The following is a 15,416-nucleotide window of genomic DNA, read 5'->3' as shown; positions in this document are numbered from 1 at the left end:
AGCGTTGCCTATGCTTGCCGCTGTGTCACTGCATACGGGCCCGGATCGTCAGCGCCAGGCTCTCCGCGCTGAGTTGCTCCAGCGTCAGGCATTCGGCCCCCAGCGCCTCGGCCAGCTGCGCCGCCCGGCCCAGTCGCAGATAACCGTTTTCGGTATCCAGCACCAAGGCCGGCGTGCCGGCCAGCTGGCCAGCCATGTCGAGCGTCTCGCGCCACGGATCGCTCCCCGCAGTCAATCCGACGTTGGCCTTGCCGTCGCTGAGAATCACCAGCAATGGCGCGGCGCCGTGTGGCGCATGGCGTTGCAGGGTCTCGAAGGCCAGCTGCAAGGCATGCGGCAGCGGCGTCCGGCCGCCGGTCGGCAGCTCGCGCAAACCCTGTTCAGCCAGATCGACGCCACGCGTTGGCGCCAGCAACAGATGGGCAGCTTCGCCCCGGAATGCGATGACGGCGACTTCATCGCGCCGCTGATAGGCATCCGTCAACAACGTCAGCACCGCGCCCTTGACCGCCTCCATGCGGCGCTGCGCCGCCATTGAACCGGAGGCATCGACCACAAACAAGATCAGGTTGGCGGCTTTTCCGACCCGTATCTGCTGCTGCAAATCGGCGCTGGTCACTTGAAAATTGGCCGGATCGCGCAGCGCGGCGCTGCGCAAGGTGGCGGCAATGGCCAGACTGCCCGGGTGTGGATCGGGAACGCTGCGCACAACTCTTCCACGCACGGCATCTGCTGCATCGCTGCGCCGGCCCGCGACCATATTGGCGCCGTTGGCGTGAATGCTCGCCACCGAGATGTGGCGTGCCTTGGCGGCGGCGGCGATCGAAAATACCTGCTGCTGAGCTTCGGCATTCTCCGCGCTCGGTTCAGCCTGGTCCGACGCCTCTGATTCGCCGGTTTGCGCCAGCTCTGACGGCGGCGGAGAAGCCTGCTGCATCAGCTCATCGAGCTTGTCCTGATCCAGACCGGGCTGCTCGAACGGCTTGCGGCGACGGCGATGCGGGAGTACAAGCTGGGCCGCACCACGAACGTCGTCTGGCGTCACGCTACTTCGTCCTTCGAGTGCCGCCAGGGCGCGTGCGGCCTTGTGCATGACGATGTCGGCACGCAGGCTGGCGACCTCGAATTCACAGCACAGATGGCTGATCAGGTCCAGCAGCGCGTCGTCCAGCAGCACCGTCGGCAGCAGTTGTTGCGCCGCGCGCAGTTGCTGCCGCAACGCATCCTGCGCTCCCGACCAGAGTGCCGCATAGGCGTCCGGATCGGCCTCGAACCTGATCCGGCGGCGGACCACTTCGGCGCGCACGGTTTTCTCGCGCGGGGCCGTGACTTCCACCATCAGGCCGAAGCGGTCCAGCAGCTGAGGCCGCAAATCGCCTTCTTCCAGATTCATGGTGCCGATCAGCGTCAGGCGCGCCGGGTGCGCCACCGAGAGGCCTTCACGCTGCACCGAATTCACGCCCATGGCCGCCACATCCAGCAACACATCGACCAGATGGTCGGCCAGCAGGTTGACCTCATCGATGTAGAGAATGCCGCGATGGGCCGAGGCCAGCAGGCCGGGTTGAAAGGTCCGTGCCGCGCCTTGCAGCGCGCGTTGCAAGTCGAGCGTGCCCAGCACCCGGTCTTCGGTAGCGCCCAGCGGCAAGGTCACAAAAGGGACGTTGGCCGACGTGACTGTGCGCGCCGGATCGGTGCAGGCATCGCACAGGCCGCACGGCTCATCGGGACCGCAGTTGAAGGCGCAACCGGCGGTCCGCTGTATCGTCGGCAGAATCTCGGGGAGCGCCCGCGCCGCGGTACTTTTGGCGGTCCCTTTGTCGCCGCGGATCAGTACGCCGCCGAGGGTCGGATCGATCGCGCACAGCAACAGCGCGGTCTTCAGTTGCGGCTGGTCGACGATCGCGGAAAATGGAAAAGTCATAGTGGTCATGTCGTTGTTATCCGATGGCCTAGCCGGCACGCGGCGTTTCACCGCGCGCCTCAAGCAAGGTTTCGCTGCGCAGAAACAGTTCCCGCAGCGCCTCCAGCGTCTCCGGTTTGGGCGCGCTCCACATGCCGCGGCTGGCGGCTTCCAGCAGCCGTTCGGCGATCGCATTTTGCGCCCACGGATTGGCTTCTTGCAGAAATTGCTGCATCTCCTGATCGAAGGCGTAAGTGCTGGCGACCTGCTCGTACATCCAGTCCTCCATGACCTGCGCGGTCGCATCGTAGCCGAACAGATAATCGACGGTCGCGGTCAGTTCCAGTCCGCCTTTGTAGCCATGCCGCTGGATGCTGGCCAGCCATTTCGGATTGACCACGCGCGCGCGGAACACACGCAAGGTTTCTTCCTTCAGGTCGCGCACCTGGGCGCGCGCCGGATCATGGCTGTCGCCGAAATAATGCTTGGGCTGGGTGCCGGTAAGGGCGCGGATGGTGGCGATCATGCCGCCGTGGAATTGCAGGTAGTCGTCGCTGTCGAAGATGTCGTGTTCGCGGTTGTCCTGATTGTGCAGGGCGACCTGCACGCCGGACAGACGCACGCGGAACGCAGCGCGCTCGTCAATCCCCTGGGCGGCGCGGCCATAGGCATAGCCGCCCCAGTTGACGTAGGCCTCGGCGAAGTCGGCATCGGCCTGCCAGTTTTTTTCCTGGATCAACGGCAAAATACCGGCGCCATAACTGCCGGGCTTGGCGCCAAAGATCCGATACGCGGCCCGCCGTTTGGCTTCCTCCTCCGCAATGCCCTTGCCAACCCAGTCGCCCAGCTCGCTCAGATAATGTTTGCGGACGAAATTCTGCGTCAGCGGTTCATCCAGTATCAGCACGGCGTTGACGGCGTCGTCAATCAGATCGATCAGCTGCGGGAACGCATCGCGGAAGAAGCCGCTGATACGGGTGGTGACATCGATGCGCGGGCGCTTGAGTTGTTCCAGCGGGACGACTTCGACGCCGGTCAGCTGGCGGTTTTCCGGACGCCATACCGGCCGCACGCCGAGCAGCGCCAGAATCTGCGCCACATCGTCGCCGTGGGTGCGCATCGCGCTCGTGCCCCAGATGCTGATGGCGACACTTTCCGGATACGCGCCGGTTTCGCGCAGATGCCGCGTCAGCACTTCATTGGCGAGTTGCTGCCCCACGCGCCAGGCCGATTGCGATGGCACGCTGCGCGGATCGACCGAGTAGAAATTCCGCCCGGTCGGCAGGATGTGCGCCATGCCGCGCGTCGGCGAACCGCTCGGACCGGCGGGTACGTAGCCGCCGTCAAGGCCATTCAGCAAATTATCGATTTCGTCGGTGGCGCGCGCCAGATTCGGCACGAGATTGGTACAGGCGAAGTCGAGGACCCGGCGTAACGGCGCGAAGCGTTCGGCTGGCGGCGGCACGATCGCTTGCGACGCCGGACTTGCCGCTAGTCCTGCAAGCGGTCGCACCATGCCGCTTTTACCTTGCAGTTTTTTGGCCTGAGACAGCACGCTCACACGGCGCGTTGTGCTTGCAGGCTGCAACAACGGCGGGTTGACGGCAACGCTACTGCCGATGCCGCCGAACATCTGCTCCAGCACGATTGGAATGGCGGCGGCGGCAAAGTCTTGCGCCTGCAGCGCCTCAAACAATTGCCGGCACAGAACATCAATCGCATCCAGCGCATCGGCGCGGGTCACAATCGCGCACTGCGCCAGTCTCGCCAGTGCCGGATCGGCGTTCAGGCGGCGCCCCTTGTGGTCGAGGAGCAGGTCCATGTTCAGGCCGAACAGCCTGGCGACTTCTGCCTGCAGCCCGGGTATATCCTGATTCGGCAGGCGTACCAGCGACACCAGCATATCCACCAGCTGATGATCGGCGGGGCGCTCCCCCAGAATGTGCAAGCCGTCGCGGATCTGGGCTGCGCCCAGTTCGCACAGATAACCGTCCAGATCCTCGATCAGATGCGCGACGCCGGCGCCGTCCAGCGTGCTCAGTGCTGCGGGGAATTCTTCTTCATGGCTGTGCTCATGTTCGTGATCATGATGGTCGTGACCGGCATGTCCATGACTGTGGCCATGTTCGTGCTCATGATCATGATCGTGATGCAACAGTCTGGCCTGCAAATCACTGTCCAGATTCGTCTGTTTCACCAGTTCCCAGATTTGCTGCTGCAGCAACGGCAGCTTGCTCGGGTCCAGCACTTCGACCTGATAGTACTCGTCCACCAATTGCGTCAGCTGTGCCAGTGCGCCGTAGGTATCGGCGGTGGTCATCGGCGGCGTCAGGTGGTCCACCACCACCGCATGCGCGCGGCGCTTGGCCTGTGCGCCCTCGCCCGGATCGTTGATGATGAACGGGTAGAACAGCGGCATGTCGGCCAGCAGGGCATCGGGAAAGCAGTTTTCGGACAGCCCCACACCTTTGCCCGGCAGCCATTCCAGCGTGCCGTGCTTGCCGACGTGGACAATGGCGTCGGCGCGCCAGGTGTCGCGCAGCCAGCGATACAGCGCGTAGTAGTGGTGCGTCGGCGGCAGATCCGGCTGATGATAAATGGCATCCGGATCCATCCCATAGCCGCGCGGCGGCTGCAGCGCGACAAAGGTATTTCCCAGCTCGATGCCGGCCAGCACGACATGCTCGTCGTGCACGTAGGCCGCGCCCGGTGCGGCCCCCCATTGGGCGATCATGCGCGCCTGCATGTCCGGCGGCAGATCCGCCAGCCACTCTGCATATTGCGTTGCCGGCACGCGGCCGACGGCGTTGCTCAGTTGTTCCGCGCTCAGGTAGGTATTGTCGTAAGAGCAGCGATCGATCAGCGCATGAATCAGTGCGCTGCCGCTGTCAGGCAGTTCGCCAATCCGGTAGCCGTTGGCCTGCATGGCACGCAGGATGGACATCAGCGAGGCGGGCGCATCGAGGCCGACCGCATTCCCGATTTGCGCGGCCTTGCTGTTGGAGTTGGTGAACACAAACGCCACGCGCTTGTCGGCATTCGGCGTGTGCCGCAGGCGCGCAAACCGTTGCGCCAGTCCCGCCACCCGGGCCACCCGGTCCGGCAGCGGCGTATATTCCATCATCTGGCCGGCAGCGTTGCCGGCCCTGGTCTTGAACGACACCGGCACGCTGATGATGCGGCCGTCAAATTCGGGCAGGACGACGTTCATCGCCGCATCGAGCGGGTTCATGCCGCGCGCAGATTGCTGCCACTGATCCTGCGTCATGCCGCTGGTGATCGCTTGCAGCACCGGCACATTCAACTGTTCCAGCACCGCGACCGACCAGCCGGCCGGGGTCGCTGCGCCCGGCGTGATCTCGCCCATCGCAAACGCGGTGGTATTGATCAGCACGTCGATCAAGGTCTTGCTGCCGTCGCTGAAATAGCGCAGCGCGGTCGGCAGGGTGCTGGCGGCATCGGCTCCGCTGCGCAACGAGGAGGTAAACACCGGCAGCACATTCATGCCGCGTTGCTCCAGCGCCGCGATCAGCGCATCGATAAAGCGCGTGTTGCCGCTCATCCAGTGCGCGCGATAGAACACGATGCCGACACCCGGCCGCTCGCTCTTGTTCTGCGCGGCGTGCTCGGCCAGCCAGTCGGCGCTGGTGGCGCCCTGCGCCAGGTCGGGATGATAGATGCCGTGATTCGGCAACGGCTGGGCCGGCAGGTAGCCAAACCCGGTCAGCATCAAATGGTCCGAAAGATAACGCAGCAGTTGCGCCAGGTTGACGCTGCCGCCGGCCTGGAAATAGGCCAGCACCTGCTCGGCTACGGTGGAGGACACGGTCGACACCGCCGCCAGTTCCGGATCGGGTTCGCCGGTGCCGCTGATGGCGATCAGATAACAGCCTTGCTGCCGCGCATGGCGCAACAGCTCGCTGAAACCCGGCACCCCGCCCAGTCGCCCCAGCACCCGCAAGATGATGATGCGCGCCGCAGCCAGCTGGCCACTCAACAGATCCGCAATCTGGCGCTCGTTTTCCAGGGTCTGCAGGTTAATCCCGGCGACCGCCGCAAAGTCCTGCGGCAACTGGCCGATGGCGCTGTGCAGTACCGTCAGATCGTTCGCGGTGTGGGTCAGCAGTGCAATCTGCGGATGCGGTGGATGGGCTTGCTGATCAGACATCGGTTTCTTCCTGTGGCGTCACGTCGCCGCGGCCGAGCCGATGAAAAACCAGATCGGTGACCTCGCGGCCGTTTTCGAGATGTTCGGTAACGATGCGCTGTATCGCGTCGGCGTCTTCGCAGCGATACCAGATGCCTTCGGGATACACCACCGCCAGCGGCCCCTGGTTCTTGCAGGCAACCATGCAATGGGTGCGGGTGCGCTTGACGCGCAACTCAGGGCGCGCATCGATGGCCTCGCCAAGGATGCCGAACATGGCTTCGGCCCGCACCCCGTCTTCGGTACAACGCGGGCCGGTACACATCAGGATGTGTCGGGAGTGGGTTCTCATAAGCTTTTCTTCGGGAACTGCAACTGCTGATGCGGTGATTTCGGTGAAAGGACTTACGACGATGAAGAGCGGCGTTCAGGGCCGGCTGCAATTTTACGCAAAATACCGGCCCTGAACGCCGCAACACCGGTTTTATCAGGCGGCGGACGCCAATTTTTTATACAGAAAACCAAACGCGCCACCCAGCGCCAGCCAGAACAGGGCGTTGGCAATGGCGGTCGCATAGACGAATGCCCGTGCCAGCTCGGCGGGCGCCGCGCCGCCATGTATCTGCGGTTGCGGTGCGCCAACCAGATGGGGCGCCAAAAGCAGCAGCACGGCCAGCAGTTTCAGCGTCCAGTGGCGTCCAAACACCAGCAGCGCCAATGCCACGGCGGTCAAGCCGGCGGTAGCGCTCCACCAGAGTTGACGCTCCAGCAATGGCGCGGCTTGCGTGCCCGGCACTTCCGGCGCGAGGCCAAGCGCAGGCGCCACGAATACCACCAGATAACCGGCAACGCCCCACAGCAAACCCTCACGCCAGCCGCTGACGCCGCCGCGCAGCAGGATGGCTGCGCCCAGCAACAGGGCAAAGCCGACTGCCATCGTGATATTCGCCATCGCAGTGTAGAGCGTACGTTCGGTGCCGTTGGCCGGCTCCCACTCCGGCTCGGCCTGGGCATCCGCCTGCATATGCTCGTGCTCATGCGTGTGCTGTTGCAACGCAGGCAACGTCAATGCGGCATGCGCGGCCGCTTCTTCGTAGACTTCAGCCTGGGCGATGATCGGCGTTACCTGGATCTTCTGCACGCCGGTCAGCAGCAATCCGGCGAACAATCCGGTGAGCAGCACTGCCGGCAGGAAGCGTTTGACTATCGATAAGTTACCCACGTCGGCCCCGGCTCAATGACACGGGAAACCGGCCGAATGACGGCCGTCGTGGGCGGCATTGTGCAGTTCGACACTGTGCGAGAAACCCATCGCATAGACCAGCACCAGACCCGCAACGGCGCTCAGCAAAGCCGGAACAATGCGGTCTTTCCAGGTGGTGGGCGCTGCCGCATCGATATGACCGGCCAGACCAGTTGAGAATGTTGACATGTGCGATCTCCCTTTTACAATTTTTACAACAATATGACTGGCACTGCATCACGCCGAAAGCGTGGGGCGACCAGGGTGGCATAGAGGTGCAGCAACGGATGCGGCAAAAAGCGAGGGGGAATACAAGACGGTGCACAGCAAGGCAATCCATCTGAATCGCCCGCCGCGATACAAACTGCATAAACGCTTCAGGCCGGTATCCGGGCTCACGAGCCGGAATCTCTCTTCAGAGACTCCAAAAGTTCGCGCCTTCCCATGCATTGCACAGTGGCGTACTGCAAACTTTTTACTCGCTTACCGTTGCGGGGGCAGCGTCGGAATAATGCCTGAACATGCACCGACTTCCCGTTTAATTTTACGCACGACTGTGCGCAAAACACCTAAAGCTATTGCTACTCGCGGAGTATAGGTTGAGGCTTATCAACTTGCAAGCCGAAGCTGGCCCGGATATCCGGCATACGGGATGTCAAGCGACACGCCGATGTTGCCGGATAAACTATCTGTTTCACTCGGGAAACATCGCGCTGATATCCCGATGACTCACCGCCCCGCCGGCATAGGTAAATGTGCCGTGTTCACGCAGCTCCTGCGCCGCGCGCAGAAAGGCGCCCAGCGCGGTGCGGGCAAGCGAGCCGCCGACGCTGACACGCTTGACGCCGAGCGCTGAAAGTTCAGCAAGGCTCAGTTGCACGCCTTGCAACCCCATCAGGATATTCACCGGCCGGTCTACCGAACTGACCACTGCCGCAATATCCTCTTTGCTCAACAGGCCGGGCGCATACAGAACGTCGGCTCCGGCTTCCTGATAGGCTTGCAGGCGCCGGATGGTATCGCTCAGATCCTGGCGGCCGACCAGGAAATTCTCTGCTCGCGCCGTCAGCATGAACGGAAACGGCAATGCGCGGGCGGCCTCGGCAGCGGCGCGAATCCGCTCGACTGCGAATTCATGTGTGTAAATTGGATCGTCATGACGGCCGGTTGCGTCTTCGATGGAACCGCCCACCAATCCCGTCGCCGCAGCAAGCCGAATGGTCTCCGCCACCGTTTCGGGACTGTCGCTAAAGCCGTTTTCAAGGTCGGCGCTAACCGGTAACGCAGTCGCCGACACAATCTCGGCGATATGGGCGAGCATCTTGCCGCGGCCCACCGAACCATCGCGCTGACCGAGAGAAAACGCATAGCCGGCACTGGTGGTCGCCAAAGCCTGAAAGCCCAAATGACTGAGCAGGCGCGCCGTCCCGATATCCCAGGGGTTGGGGATAATGAATGCGGCATCCGCTTGATGCAATGCACGAAAAGCACTGCCTTTTTCGAATTGCGTCTGCATGTGGCTCCTTGTATGTTGAATTGCATTGTTCCCAACTCTAGACGATCTGGATGCGTATGCACAGAAAAATTCCGTGCATCCGCAGTGATCTTAAGCCTGCCTTAATTTTTTGACGCTAGATTGAATGCATGAGCATTCAAATCCAAGGTTCCTGACCCGGCCCCGCAAAGGGACCTGGCCGTCATCAAGCCCGGCCAGGATTTTTATCCTGGTGGATCCTGACCGAACCTGTTGACACAATTTCCTGAAATCGACCCCACCTACACCGGGCAACATGTTTTTATTTTGGAGAAATCATCATGAAAAAGAGCATGCTCCTTGCCCTGTCCGGATTGCTGGCAGCGCCCGTAGTGTTTGCCGCCGATGCGAGCCAGGAACTACCTGCCGCTACCACTGCGGGCGTCGCGACTTATCTTTCCGGCGGGATTGGACAAGACGAAGCGACGGCCATCCAGCAGGAAGCAAACAAATATCCTGTTGAACTCGAATTCGTCGTTAAAGCCGCACCTCGGGATGAATTTACAGCCGATGTGCACGTCAAGGTGACGGATAAGCACGGCAAGCAGATCTTCGAAACCGTCTCCAACGGCCCATTTTTGCTGGCCCAACTACCGAATGGCCAGTACCGTGTTGAAGCGCAAAAAAATGGCCAAACCAAGATGCGCGAAGTGACCGTAAAGACCGGGGCGCACCAACGTCTGATTTTTGAATGGGATGCCTGAGCAGCGATTGTGGATCCCGGATTCCAGACTTGTAATCAGGGGGTGGCGGGTTCAAGTCCTGCAGCCAGCACCAATTCGATATTACGCATTAGAGTTTCCTCCGAATACCACGTCGACAAACCTTTGATCTTATGGGGCCAATGCACGAGAGCTACGTCAAGTTCGAACAGGAACTGGATCTAGAGGTCAAGCTCATAAACAAGGGGCCAAATGCGGCATCCAACGCAACATTATTGCCCGAGAGGTAATTTTGATCTGACCTGATGGCAATGTTGATGCGGATACTCAGCTATTGGGGCCGAAGACAATGAACGCTAGTTTGCCGGCTGAAGGTGATCAGCGTAAGGAACAATTATATTGTTGTCCTGAGTGACCAATCTCATGAGTTTTGGATGGATAAATATTTTCTCCTTACCAACTTCAATTTCTCGCAACACGCCGATCATCACCAAGTCCTTCAAATATCGCGACGCAGCTTGGCGCTGCGCGATATTTTTATCGACTAGATTCGCGATCCGGCAGTAGGGTTGTTCGAAAATGACATCAACCAATTCGCGCGTATAGATCTTGGGGAGTTGGTTTTTTACATATTCCACCGTGACATCTGCCAAGTCGCGAATGGCAGAAATTTTTGCTGTCGTCCATTTTGATGTTTCTTCGACCGCTTGGAGCATATACATGATCCAGGGCTCCCAGGCGCCATCTCTCGTCACACCCAGCAGAAGGCGATAGTAGTCTGCCTTGTTCGCAGTAATGTATCGACTCAGGTACAAGATCGGCAGAGTGAGTAGTTCTTCATGAATAAGATACAGGATATTGAGTACCCGACCGGTACGACCGTTACCGTCCCCGAAAGGGTGAATCGCTTCGAACTGGTAATGTCCTACGGCCATTCGTACCAGAGGATCGATGTCGACTTCGTTATGGAGAAATTTCTCCCAATTGCCCAACAAATTGCGCAGATTATCCTCACCGACTGGCGGTGTATAAATCACCTCGCCAGTCTGATGATTGGCCAGTTGCGTCCCGGGAACCCGCCGAATATTCATATCAGCGCCTTTCAAGGTGCAACAGATTTCAATTGCAGTAGCGGTAGAAAGTGGCCTTTCTTGTATCGAAACAAAACCGGCGCGAAGCGCGGTTCGATAGCGCAATGCTTCTTTCGTCGCGCCGTCCACCTGGGTATCACTTCCCTGAGCATGCTTAAAAATCAGGTCAGTTGTTGTGACAATACCCTCGATCGCCGAGCTATCTTTGGACTCCAGCAGCGGTATGATATTCACCAACATTGTCTGATTGGGAATCAACTCTGCAGCTTGTTTGAGCTCTGCAAGCGCGACACGTGCTGCAATACATCGCTTCAAAACTAATTTGGTTTCCAGCTCGGCCATCGGCGGCAACTGAGGAAGTTCGTTGTAAGGTTGATCAGGTTGCCAAGCAGAGACGGGTTTTGTCATGTTCTTTTAAGCTGGTTATTGCGACATATGTTGAGAATATGTCGTCAGCGGCGACATGTCAAACAAATGTGTCGCTAAAACTAAGTTTTGGCGACACATTTGCTTGTGAGGGCGGTATTGGAAAGATGCCGACAGGAAATGTTTTCTGCGAAAGGTAAGGTGTTTTTCGTAAAAAAAAGCATCATGTGCAATGCTACTCCATAGCGACATATGATGAATATATGTCGTTTCCTTTCCTAATCAGCGACATTTCGAGCCGGAGGGAATCATTGCCTCGCGAATACTGGTGATATGAATTCCACTTCTAAACATCTCCTCCAGCGGAATATTCAATTGCTCGACGATCCATTCCCTCTTTTTGAAGAAGCCTCTTGGCTGACGCTCAAAAAATCTTGCAGGGGAGCATTACTCGCAATCTGAGTTTGCACAATTTCACTCCGCAAAAACCGAACGGGGTAGGCAGCACAAGGCTTTCCAACAAGGTCGCTTTGCCAATTGCGGAGCAGAAAGTACGCTAAGTATTTGTTTTCATTATGTATTGCTTCGGACTTGAAAACAGAGGCCGCTTGGCTCCAGGAACCAAGCGGTAGGATATGCCCCTGCCCGCTTCAGCCCAGGATAAGCGGGATAAAGATTTTCTCTCCAGCGCGTTGCACCAGCAATGCGACATTCTTTCCTGCCTTATCGACCAGCTGACGCAATTGCTCCACGCTGCTCACGGGCGTACCGTTAAACGACAAGATCACATCGCCGCTCTGGATCCCCGCCACAGTAGCGGGTCCGGAGGCATCTTCCACCACCAGCCCACCGCGCACGCCGGCCTGTTGCCGTTCGTCCTGATTGAGCGGCCGCACCGACAACCCAAGCCGTCCTGGCGAACCGGCCGCGCTGTCGTTGCCGGCGGCTTGGCTGGCGGGCATTTCGCTGAGCCTGACCGCCAGTGTTTTTTGCGCGCCATGGCGGATCACGTCGATGCTGGCGGTGGTGCCTGGCTTGGCCTCGGCCACCAGTTCCGGCAAATCGGCCGAGCGGCTGATTGGCTGTCCATTGAAGCGCAGGATCACATCGCCGGTTTGCAATCCGCCTTTCTCGGCCGGGCTGCCCTTTTCCACCGAGCCGACCAATGCCCCTTCGGCTTTCGGCAAGCCGAATGAAGCGGCCAACGCCTGATTGACCTCCTGTACGCTGACGCCGAGATGACTACGCGTTACTTTTCCGTGCTGCACCAGTTGCTGCTCGACCTTCATGGCGACATCAATCGGAATCGCAAACGATAGCCCCTGATAGCCGCCGGTCTGACTGTATATTTGCGAATTGATGCCGATCACCTGCCCCTTGATATTAAACAGGGGCCCGCCCGAATTCCCTGGATTGACAGCAGCGTCGGTCTGGATAAACGGCACGTAAGTATCTTCCGGCAATGAGCGCGATTTGGCGCTGACGATCCCCGCTGTGGCGGTGTTTTCAAAACCGTAGGGCGACCCGATGGCCAATACCGGCTCACCAACCCTGATCAGGGCCGGGTTGCCGATTTGCACCGTCGGCAGATTTTTCGCGGCAATCCGGATCACGGCAATATCGCTCTGCTGGTCGGCGCCTAGCACCTTGGCCTCGAACTCGCGGCGATCGGTTAATTTGACCGTGACTTCCTGGGCGCCGTCGACCACATGCGCATTGGTCAGAATCAGTCCGTCGGCACTGATGATGAAGCCGGACCCCTGGCCACGCATGATCTGCGGCCCGCGCGGCGTCCGTAATTGGGGACCGAAGCGCTTGAAAAATTCGGAAAACGGGTCGTTCGGATCGAGCTGGGCTAGACCACCCTCGATGTCCGCGGTCGCGCTGGCCTTGGCCTTGCCGGTGACGCTGATGTTAACCACGGCCGGGCCCGCACGTTCGACAATCGAGGAGAAATCGGTTGCCACCGCCGTTGTGCTAGCGGCAACCGGCGCTGCAGCCGCAACGATGGCCGCCGCGTTGGCATCCGGCATGCCTGTGGCGGCGCCGTTGGAATGCATGTATATGCCCGCAACCGCCACCGACACGGCGACTGCAATCGCACTCCGGGAAAAAGTCTGGCGATTCATGCTGCTCTCCTTTGAAAATGGATAGGCCCATGCCGTTTCATCGCCTGTTCAGCCAGCCGCTTTGATAAGTGGACGACTGATGCGGAAATGAAACGCCTGATGGAACACAGCATAAATTCGAAAAATTAACCCAGACTTAAGAACCATCAGGAAAGTAAAAGATACCCGCCCTGCCATCAAAGCGTGAATCGCACACTGGCGCATAGCCCATGTCCGGTATTGCTCAGGCTCACCGTCGCTCGATGGGCAGCGGCGATTTGCTTGACGATTGCCAGGCCCAGACCGCTTCCATGGAATTGCGCCTGCGTGCTGGGCACGCGATAAAAACGATCGAACACCCGCGGCAGGTCCTCCTCCGGTATTCCGGGGCCGCTATCCTGGACCGTTACCGTCACCGCGCCGGCGTCGGACGCGATGGCCACATCGACGCTGCCATGCCCGGGCGTATGACGCAGCGCATTCTCGATCAGGTTGTTGAAGAGCACGTGCAAAGCATCGGCGTTGCCAACCACGCTGACCGGCGGCGCAGCCGTGATCCCAAGGTCAATCTCCCGGGCCTCTGCGGCAATAGAGAAATCGGTGACGACGCTACGCAGCAATGCCGTCAGGTCGACGGCGGCATGCGGCTGCGCGAAAGCGCCCGGCTCCTGGCGTGCCAGGGTCAGCAACTGCTGCAACAGGTGCGTGGCGCGCTCCAGTCCCTGTTTCAGATCAGTGAAAGAGGCTTGCCGCTCGGCGTCATTGGTCGCGCGTTCGGCAAGTTGTACCTGGAGCCGCAATGCCGTCAATGGCGTCCGCAGTTCATGGGCGGCATCGGCGACAAACGCACGTTGCGCGTCGATCGCGGTTCCCAGGCGCGCCAGCAAATCGTTCAAAGCCTGCGTCAGCGGTCGAATCTCGCGCGGCAAGCCGCCGTCCTCAATCGCCGCCAGCGTATGGATGTCGCGGGTCTGGACTTCAGCCGCAGCCCGCTTGATCGGCGCCAGCCCGCGTCCGACCACCACCCAGATCAACATCCCCAGCAAGGGGACCAGCAGCAGCAACGGCGCGACGGTTCTGATCGCCACATGCGCGGCGACCGCCCGGCGCGCGCTTTGGGGCTGCGCCACCTGCACCACGGTATTCCCGATTTGCGCGCTATACACACGCCAGAGGCCGTTGTTTTGCCGGATATCGGTAAACCCGAGTTCGGCCTGCTGCGGCAATGTGGCGCGCGCATGCGAGTGATAAATCACGACACCGGTGTTGTCCCAGATCTGGATCAGGATGTCTTCACCCAAATCCGGCGCAACGTCCGGCGCAACGTCAGCGCCCGGCTCGATCGGCGCAAAAGCCTGGCGCGGCAACGATGCCACGATCTGTTTCATTTGATAGTCGAACACTTCGTTGGCTTCGCTGCGCGCCTGGAAATACAGCGCAACACCCGCAATCAGGATCGCCCCGGTCAAACCGAGCGCCAGCCATAGCAGCAGATTGCGTCGAATCGACGTCATTTGGCCACCACCATATAGCCGATGCCGCGCACGTTCCTGATAAAATCGCTGCCCAGCTTTTTACGCAGGGCGTGGATGTGGACTTCCACTGCGTTGCTCTCGATAGTATCGTCCCAGCCGTACAGTTTTTCTTCCAGCTGGGCACGCGACAGCACCGCTCCGGGCCGGTCCAGAAACGCGCGCAGCAATGCAAATTCACGCGCGGACAGATTGATCTGCCGACCTTGCAGCAGCACTTCATGGGTGGCTGGATTCAAGGTCAACCGGCCAAGCGCGATCAATGGATCGGCGCGCCCGGATTGTCGTCGCAACAAGGCGCGTATGCGCGCCGCCAACTCTTCGAGGTCAAATGGCTTGATCAAATAATCGTCGGCGCCGGCATCCAGGCCGGCGACCCGGTCCGCTACGGCATCGCGCGCGGTCAGGATCAGCGCCGGAATCCGGTTGCCACGCGCGCGCACCGACTTCAGCACTTCCAGTCCATTTTTTTTCGGCAAGCCCAGATCGAGCAGCAGCAACGCGTAGTCCTCCTGCTCCAGCGCGATTTCCGCCGCCCGCCCATCCTGCACCCAATCGACCGCAAAGCCGTCCAGCCGCAAACCCTTGCGCACCGCTTCACCTACCATCAGATCATCTTCGACCAATAACAAACGCATGGCGCCAGGTCCTTCAGCAAATCCGGTTAGCTCGCCGTTGCAGCTAGCTAACCGGAACAAACCAACGATGACATCAGTTTAGCGTTAAAGGATTAAGTGATTCTTAAGATCTTCCCGGGCTGCCCCGGGATGCACGTTCGAGGTCATATCTGCGGCGTCAATGCGAGCGATCCGATCCCTATTCCGCCGCCA

Annotated in this window: 11 protein-coding genes and 1 riboswitch; of the genes, 1 reads left to right on the top strand and 10 read right to left on the bottom strand. The window is 60.0% G+C overall.

Translation table 11 applies throughout. The features are described from left to right. Positions 1-25: 25 nt before the first annotated feature. The 6 genes from AC3CHX_RS28145 to AC3CHX_RS28120 all read right to left on the bottom strand — a co-directional run bounded on the left by AC3CHX_RS28145 (position 26) and on the right by AC3CHX_RS28120 (position 8,809). Positions 26-1,933 (bottom strand): magnesium chelatase subunit D family protein, encoded by a 1,908-nt coding sequence (locus AC3CHX_RS28145; RefSeq protein WP_488631226.1) that lies wholly within the window; start codon positions 1,931-1,933, stop codon positions 26-28. Positions 1,934-1,952: 19 nt separating this feature from the next. Continuing rightward, complete coding sequence (locus AC3CHX_RS28140; protein WP_488631225.1) at positions 1,953-6,071, bottom strand: cobaltochelatase subunit CobN; 4,119 nt, start codon at positions 6,069-6,071, stop codon at positions 1,953-1,955. After that, on the bottom strand, positions 6,064-6,402 hold the full coding sequence (locus AC3CHX_RS28135; protein WP_488631224.1) for a (2Fe-2S) ferredoxin domain-containing protein: 339 nt from the start codon (positions 6,400-6,402) through the stop codon (positions 6,064-6,066). Before AC3CHX_RS28135 ends, AC3CHX_RS28140 begins: the two co-directional genes overlap by 8 nt. Before the next feature lie 135 nt (positions 6,403-6,537). Further along, on the bottom strand, positions 6,538-7,272 hold the full coding sequence (locus AC3CHX_RS28130) for a CbtA family protein (protein WP_488631223.1): 735 nt from the start codon (positions 7,270-7,272) through the stop codon (positions 6,538-6,540). Positions 7,273-7,284: 12 nt separating this feature from the next. Then, positions 7,285-7,482 carry a CbtB domain-containing protein gene (locus AC3CHX_RS28125; protein ID WP_488631222.1) on the bottom strand — a complete coding sequence of 66 codons (198 nt, stop codon included), beginning with the start codon at positions 7,480-7,482 and terminating at the stop codon, positions 7,285-7,287. A 174-nt stretch (positions 7,483-7,656) separates the two neighbouring features. Then, positions 7,657-7,881: riboswitch (cobalamin riboswitch) on the bottom strand. 106 nt (positions 7,882-7,987) lie between these two features. Then, positions 7,988-8,809 (bottom strand): isocitrate lyase/PEP mutase family protein, encoded by an 822-nt coding sequence (locus AC3CHX_RS28120; protein WP_488631221.1) that lies wholly within the window; start codon positions 8,807-8,809, stop codon positions 7,988-7,990. Between the two features lie 299 nt (positions 8,810-9,108). Here AC3CHX_RS28120 and AC3CHX_RS28115 point away from each other — a divergent pair, with 299 nt between their 5' ends. Further along, positions 9,109-9,531 carry a carboxypeptidase-like regulatory domain-containing protein gene (locus AC3CHX_RS28115; RefSeq protein ID WP_488631220.1) on the top strand — a complete coding sequence of 141 codons (423 nt, stop codon included), beginning with the start codon at positions 9,109-9,111 and terminating at the stop codon, positions 9,529-9,531. Between the two features lie 314 nt (positions 9,532-9,845). Here the strand turns inward: AC3CHX_RS28115 and fic are convergent, their stop codons facing one another. From fic to AC3CHX_RS28095, 4 genes are all read right to left on the bottom strand, one after another. Beyond that, positions 9,846-10,988: a protein adenylyltransferase Fic gene (fic, locus tag AC3CHX_RS28110; protein ID WP_488631219.1), complete on the bottom strand. Its 1,143-nt coding sequence runs from the start codon at positions 10,986-10,988 to the stop codon at positions 9,846-9,848. 608 nt (positions 10,989-11,596) lie between these two features. Next, complete coding sequence (locus tag AC3CHX_RS28105) at positions 11,597-13,075, bottom strand: DegQ family serine endoprotease (RefSeq protein ID WP_488631218.1); 1,479 nt, start codon at positions 13,073-13,075, stop codon at positions 11,597-11,599. 176 nt (positions 13,076-13,251) lie between these two features. Continuing rightward, a complete protein-coding gene (locus AC3CHX_RS28100) occupies positions 13,252-14,568 on the bottom strand; it encodes a sensor histidine kinase (protein WP_488631217.1) in 1,317 nt (438 codons plus the stop codon). After that, complete coding sequence (locus AC3CHX_RS28095; RefSeq protein WP_488631216.1) at positions 14,565-15,224, bottom strand: response regulator; 660 nt, start codon at positions 15,222-15,224, stop codon at positions 14,565-14,567. Before AC3CHX_RS28095 ends, AC3CHX_RS28100 begins: the two co-directional genes overlap by 4 nt. Between the last annotated feature and the right edge of the window lie 192 nt (positions 15,225-15,416).

This window comes from Glaciimonas sp. OK215, from assembly GCF_057787885.1.
Note: the sequence above shows the minus strand (reverse complement) of the source record. Positions and strands in the feature narration are given on the sequence as shown.

Bases quoted from the DNA above. Each gene is read 5' to 3' on its own strand.
- AC3CHX_RS28145 (WP_488631226.1), bottom strand. From the start codon at position 1,933: ATGACCACTATGACTTTTCCATTTTCCGCGATCGTCGACCAGCCGCAA.
- AC3CHX_RS28140 (WP_488631225.1), bottom strand. From the start codon at position 6,071: ATGTCTGATCAGCAAGCCCATCCACCGCATCCGCAGATTGCACTGCTG.
- AC3CHX_RS28135 (WP_488631224.1), bottom strand. From the start codon at position 6,402: ATGAGAACCCACTCCCGACACATCCTGATGTGTACCGGCCCGCGTTGT.
- AC3CHX_RS28125 (WP_488631222.1), bottom strand. From the start codon at position 7,482: ATGTCAACATTCTCAACTGGTCTGGCCGGTCATATCGATGCGGCAGCG.
- AC3CHX_RS28120 (WP_488631221.1), bottom strand. From the start codon at position 8,809: ATGCAGACGCAATTCGAAAAAGGCAGTGCTTTTCGTGCATTGCATCAA.
- AC3CHX_RS28115 (WP_488631220.1), top strand. From the start codon at position 9,109: ATGAAAAAGAGCATGCTCCTTGCCCTGTCCGGATTGCTGGCAGCGCCC.
- fic (WP_488631219.1), bottom strand. From the start codon at position 10,988: ATGACAAAACCCGTCTCTGCTTGGCAACCTGATCAACCTTACAACGAA.
- AC3CHX_RS28105 (WP_488631218.1), bottom strand. From the start codon at position 13,075: ATGAATCGCCAGACTTTTTCCCGGAGTGCGATTGCAGTCGCCGTGTCG.
- AC3CHX_RS28100 (WP_488631217.1), bottom strand. From the start codon at position 14,568: ATGACGTCGATTCGACGCAATCTGCTGCTATGGCTGGCGCTCGGTTTG.
- AC3CHX_RS28095 (WP_488631216.1), bottom strand. From the start codon at position 15,224: ATGCGTTTGTTATTGGTCGAAGATGATCTGATGGTAGGTGAAGCGGTG.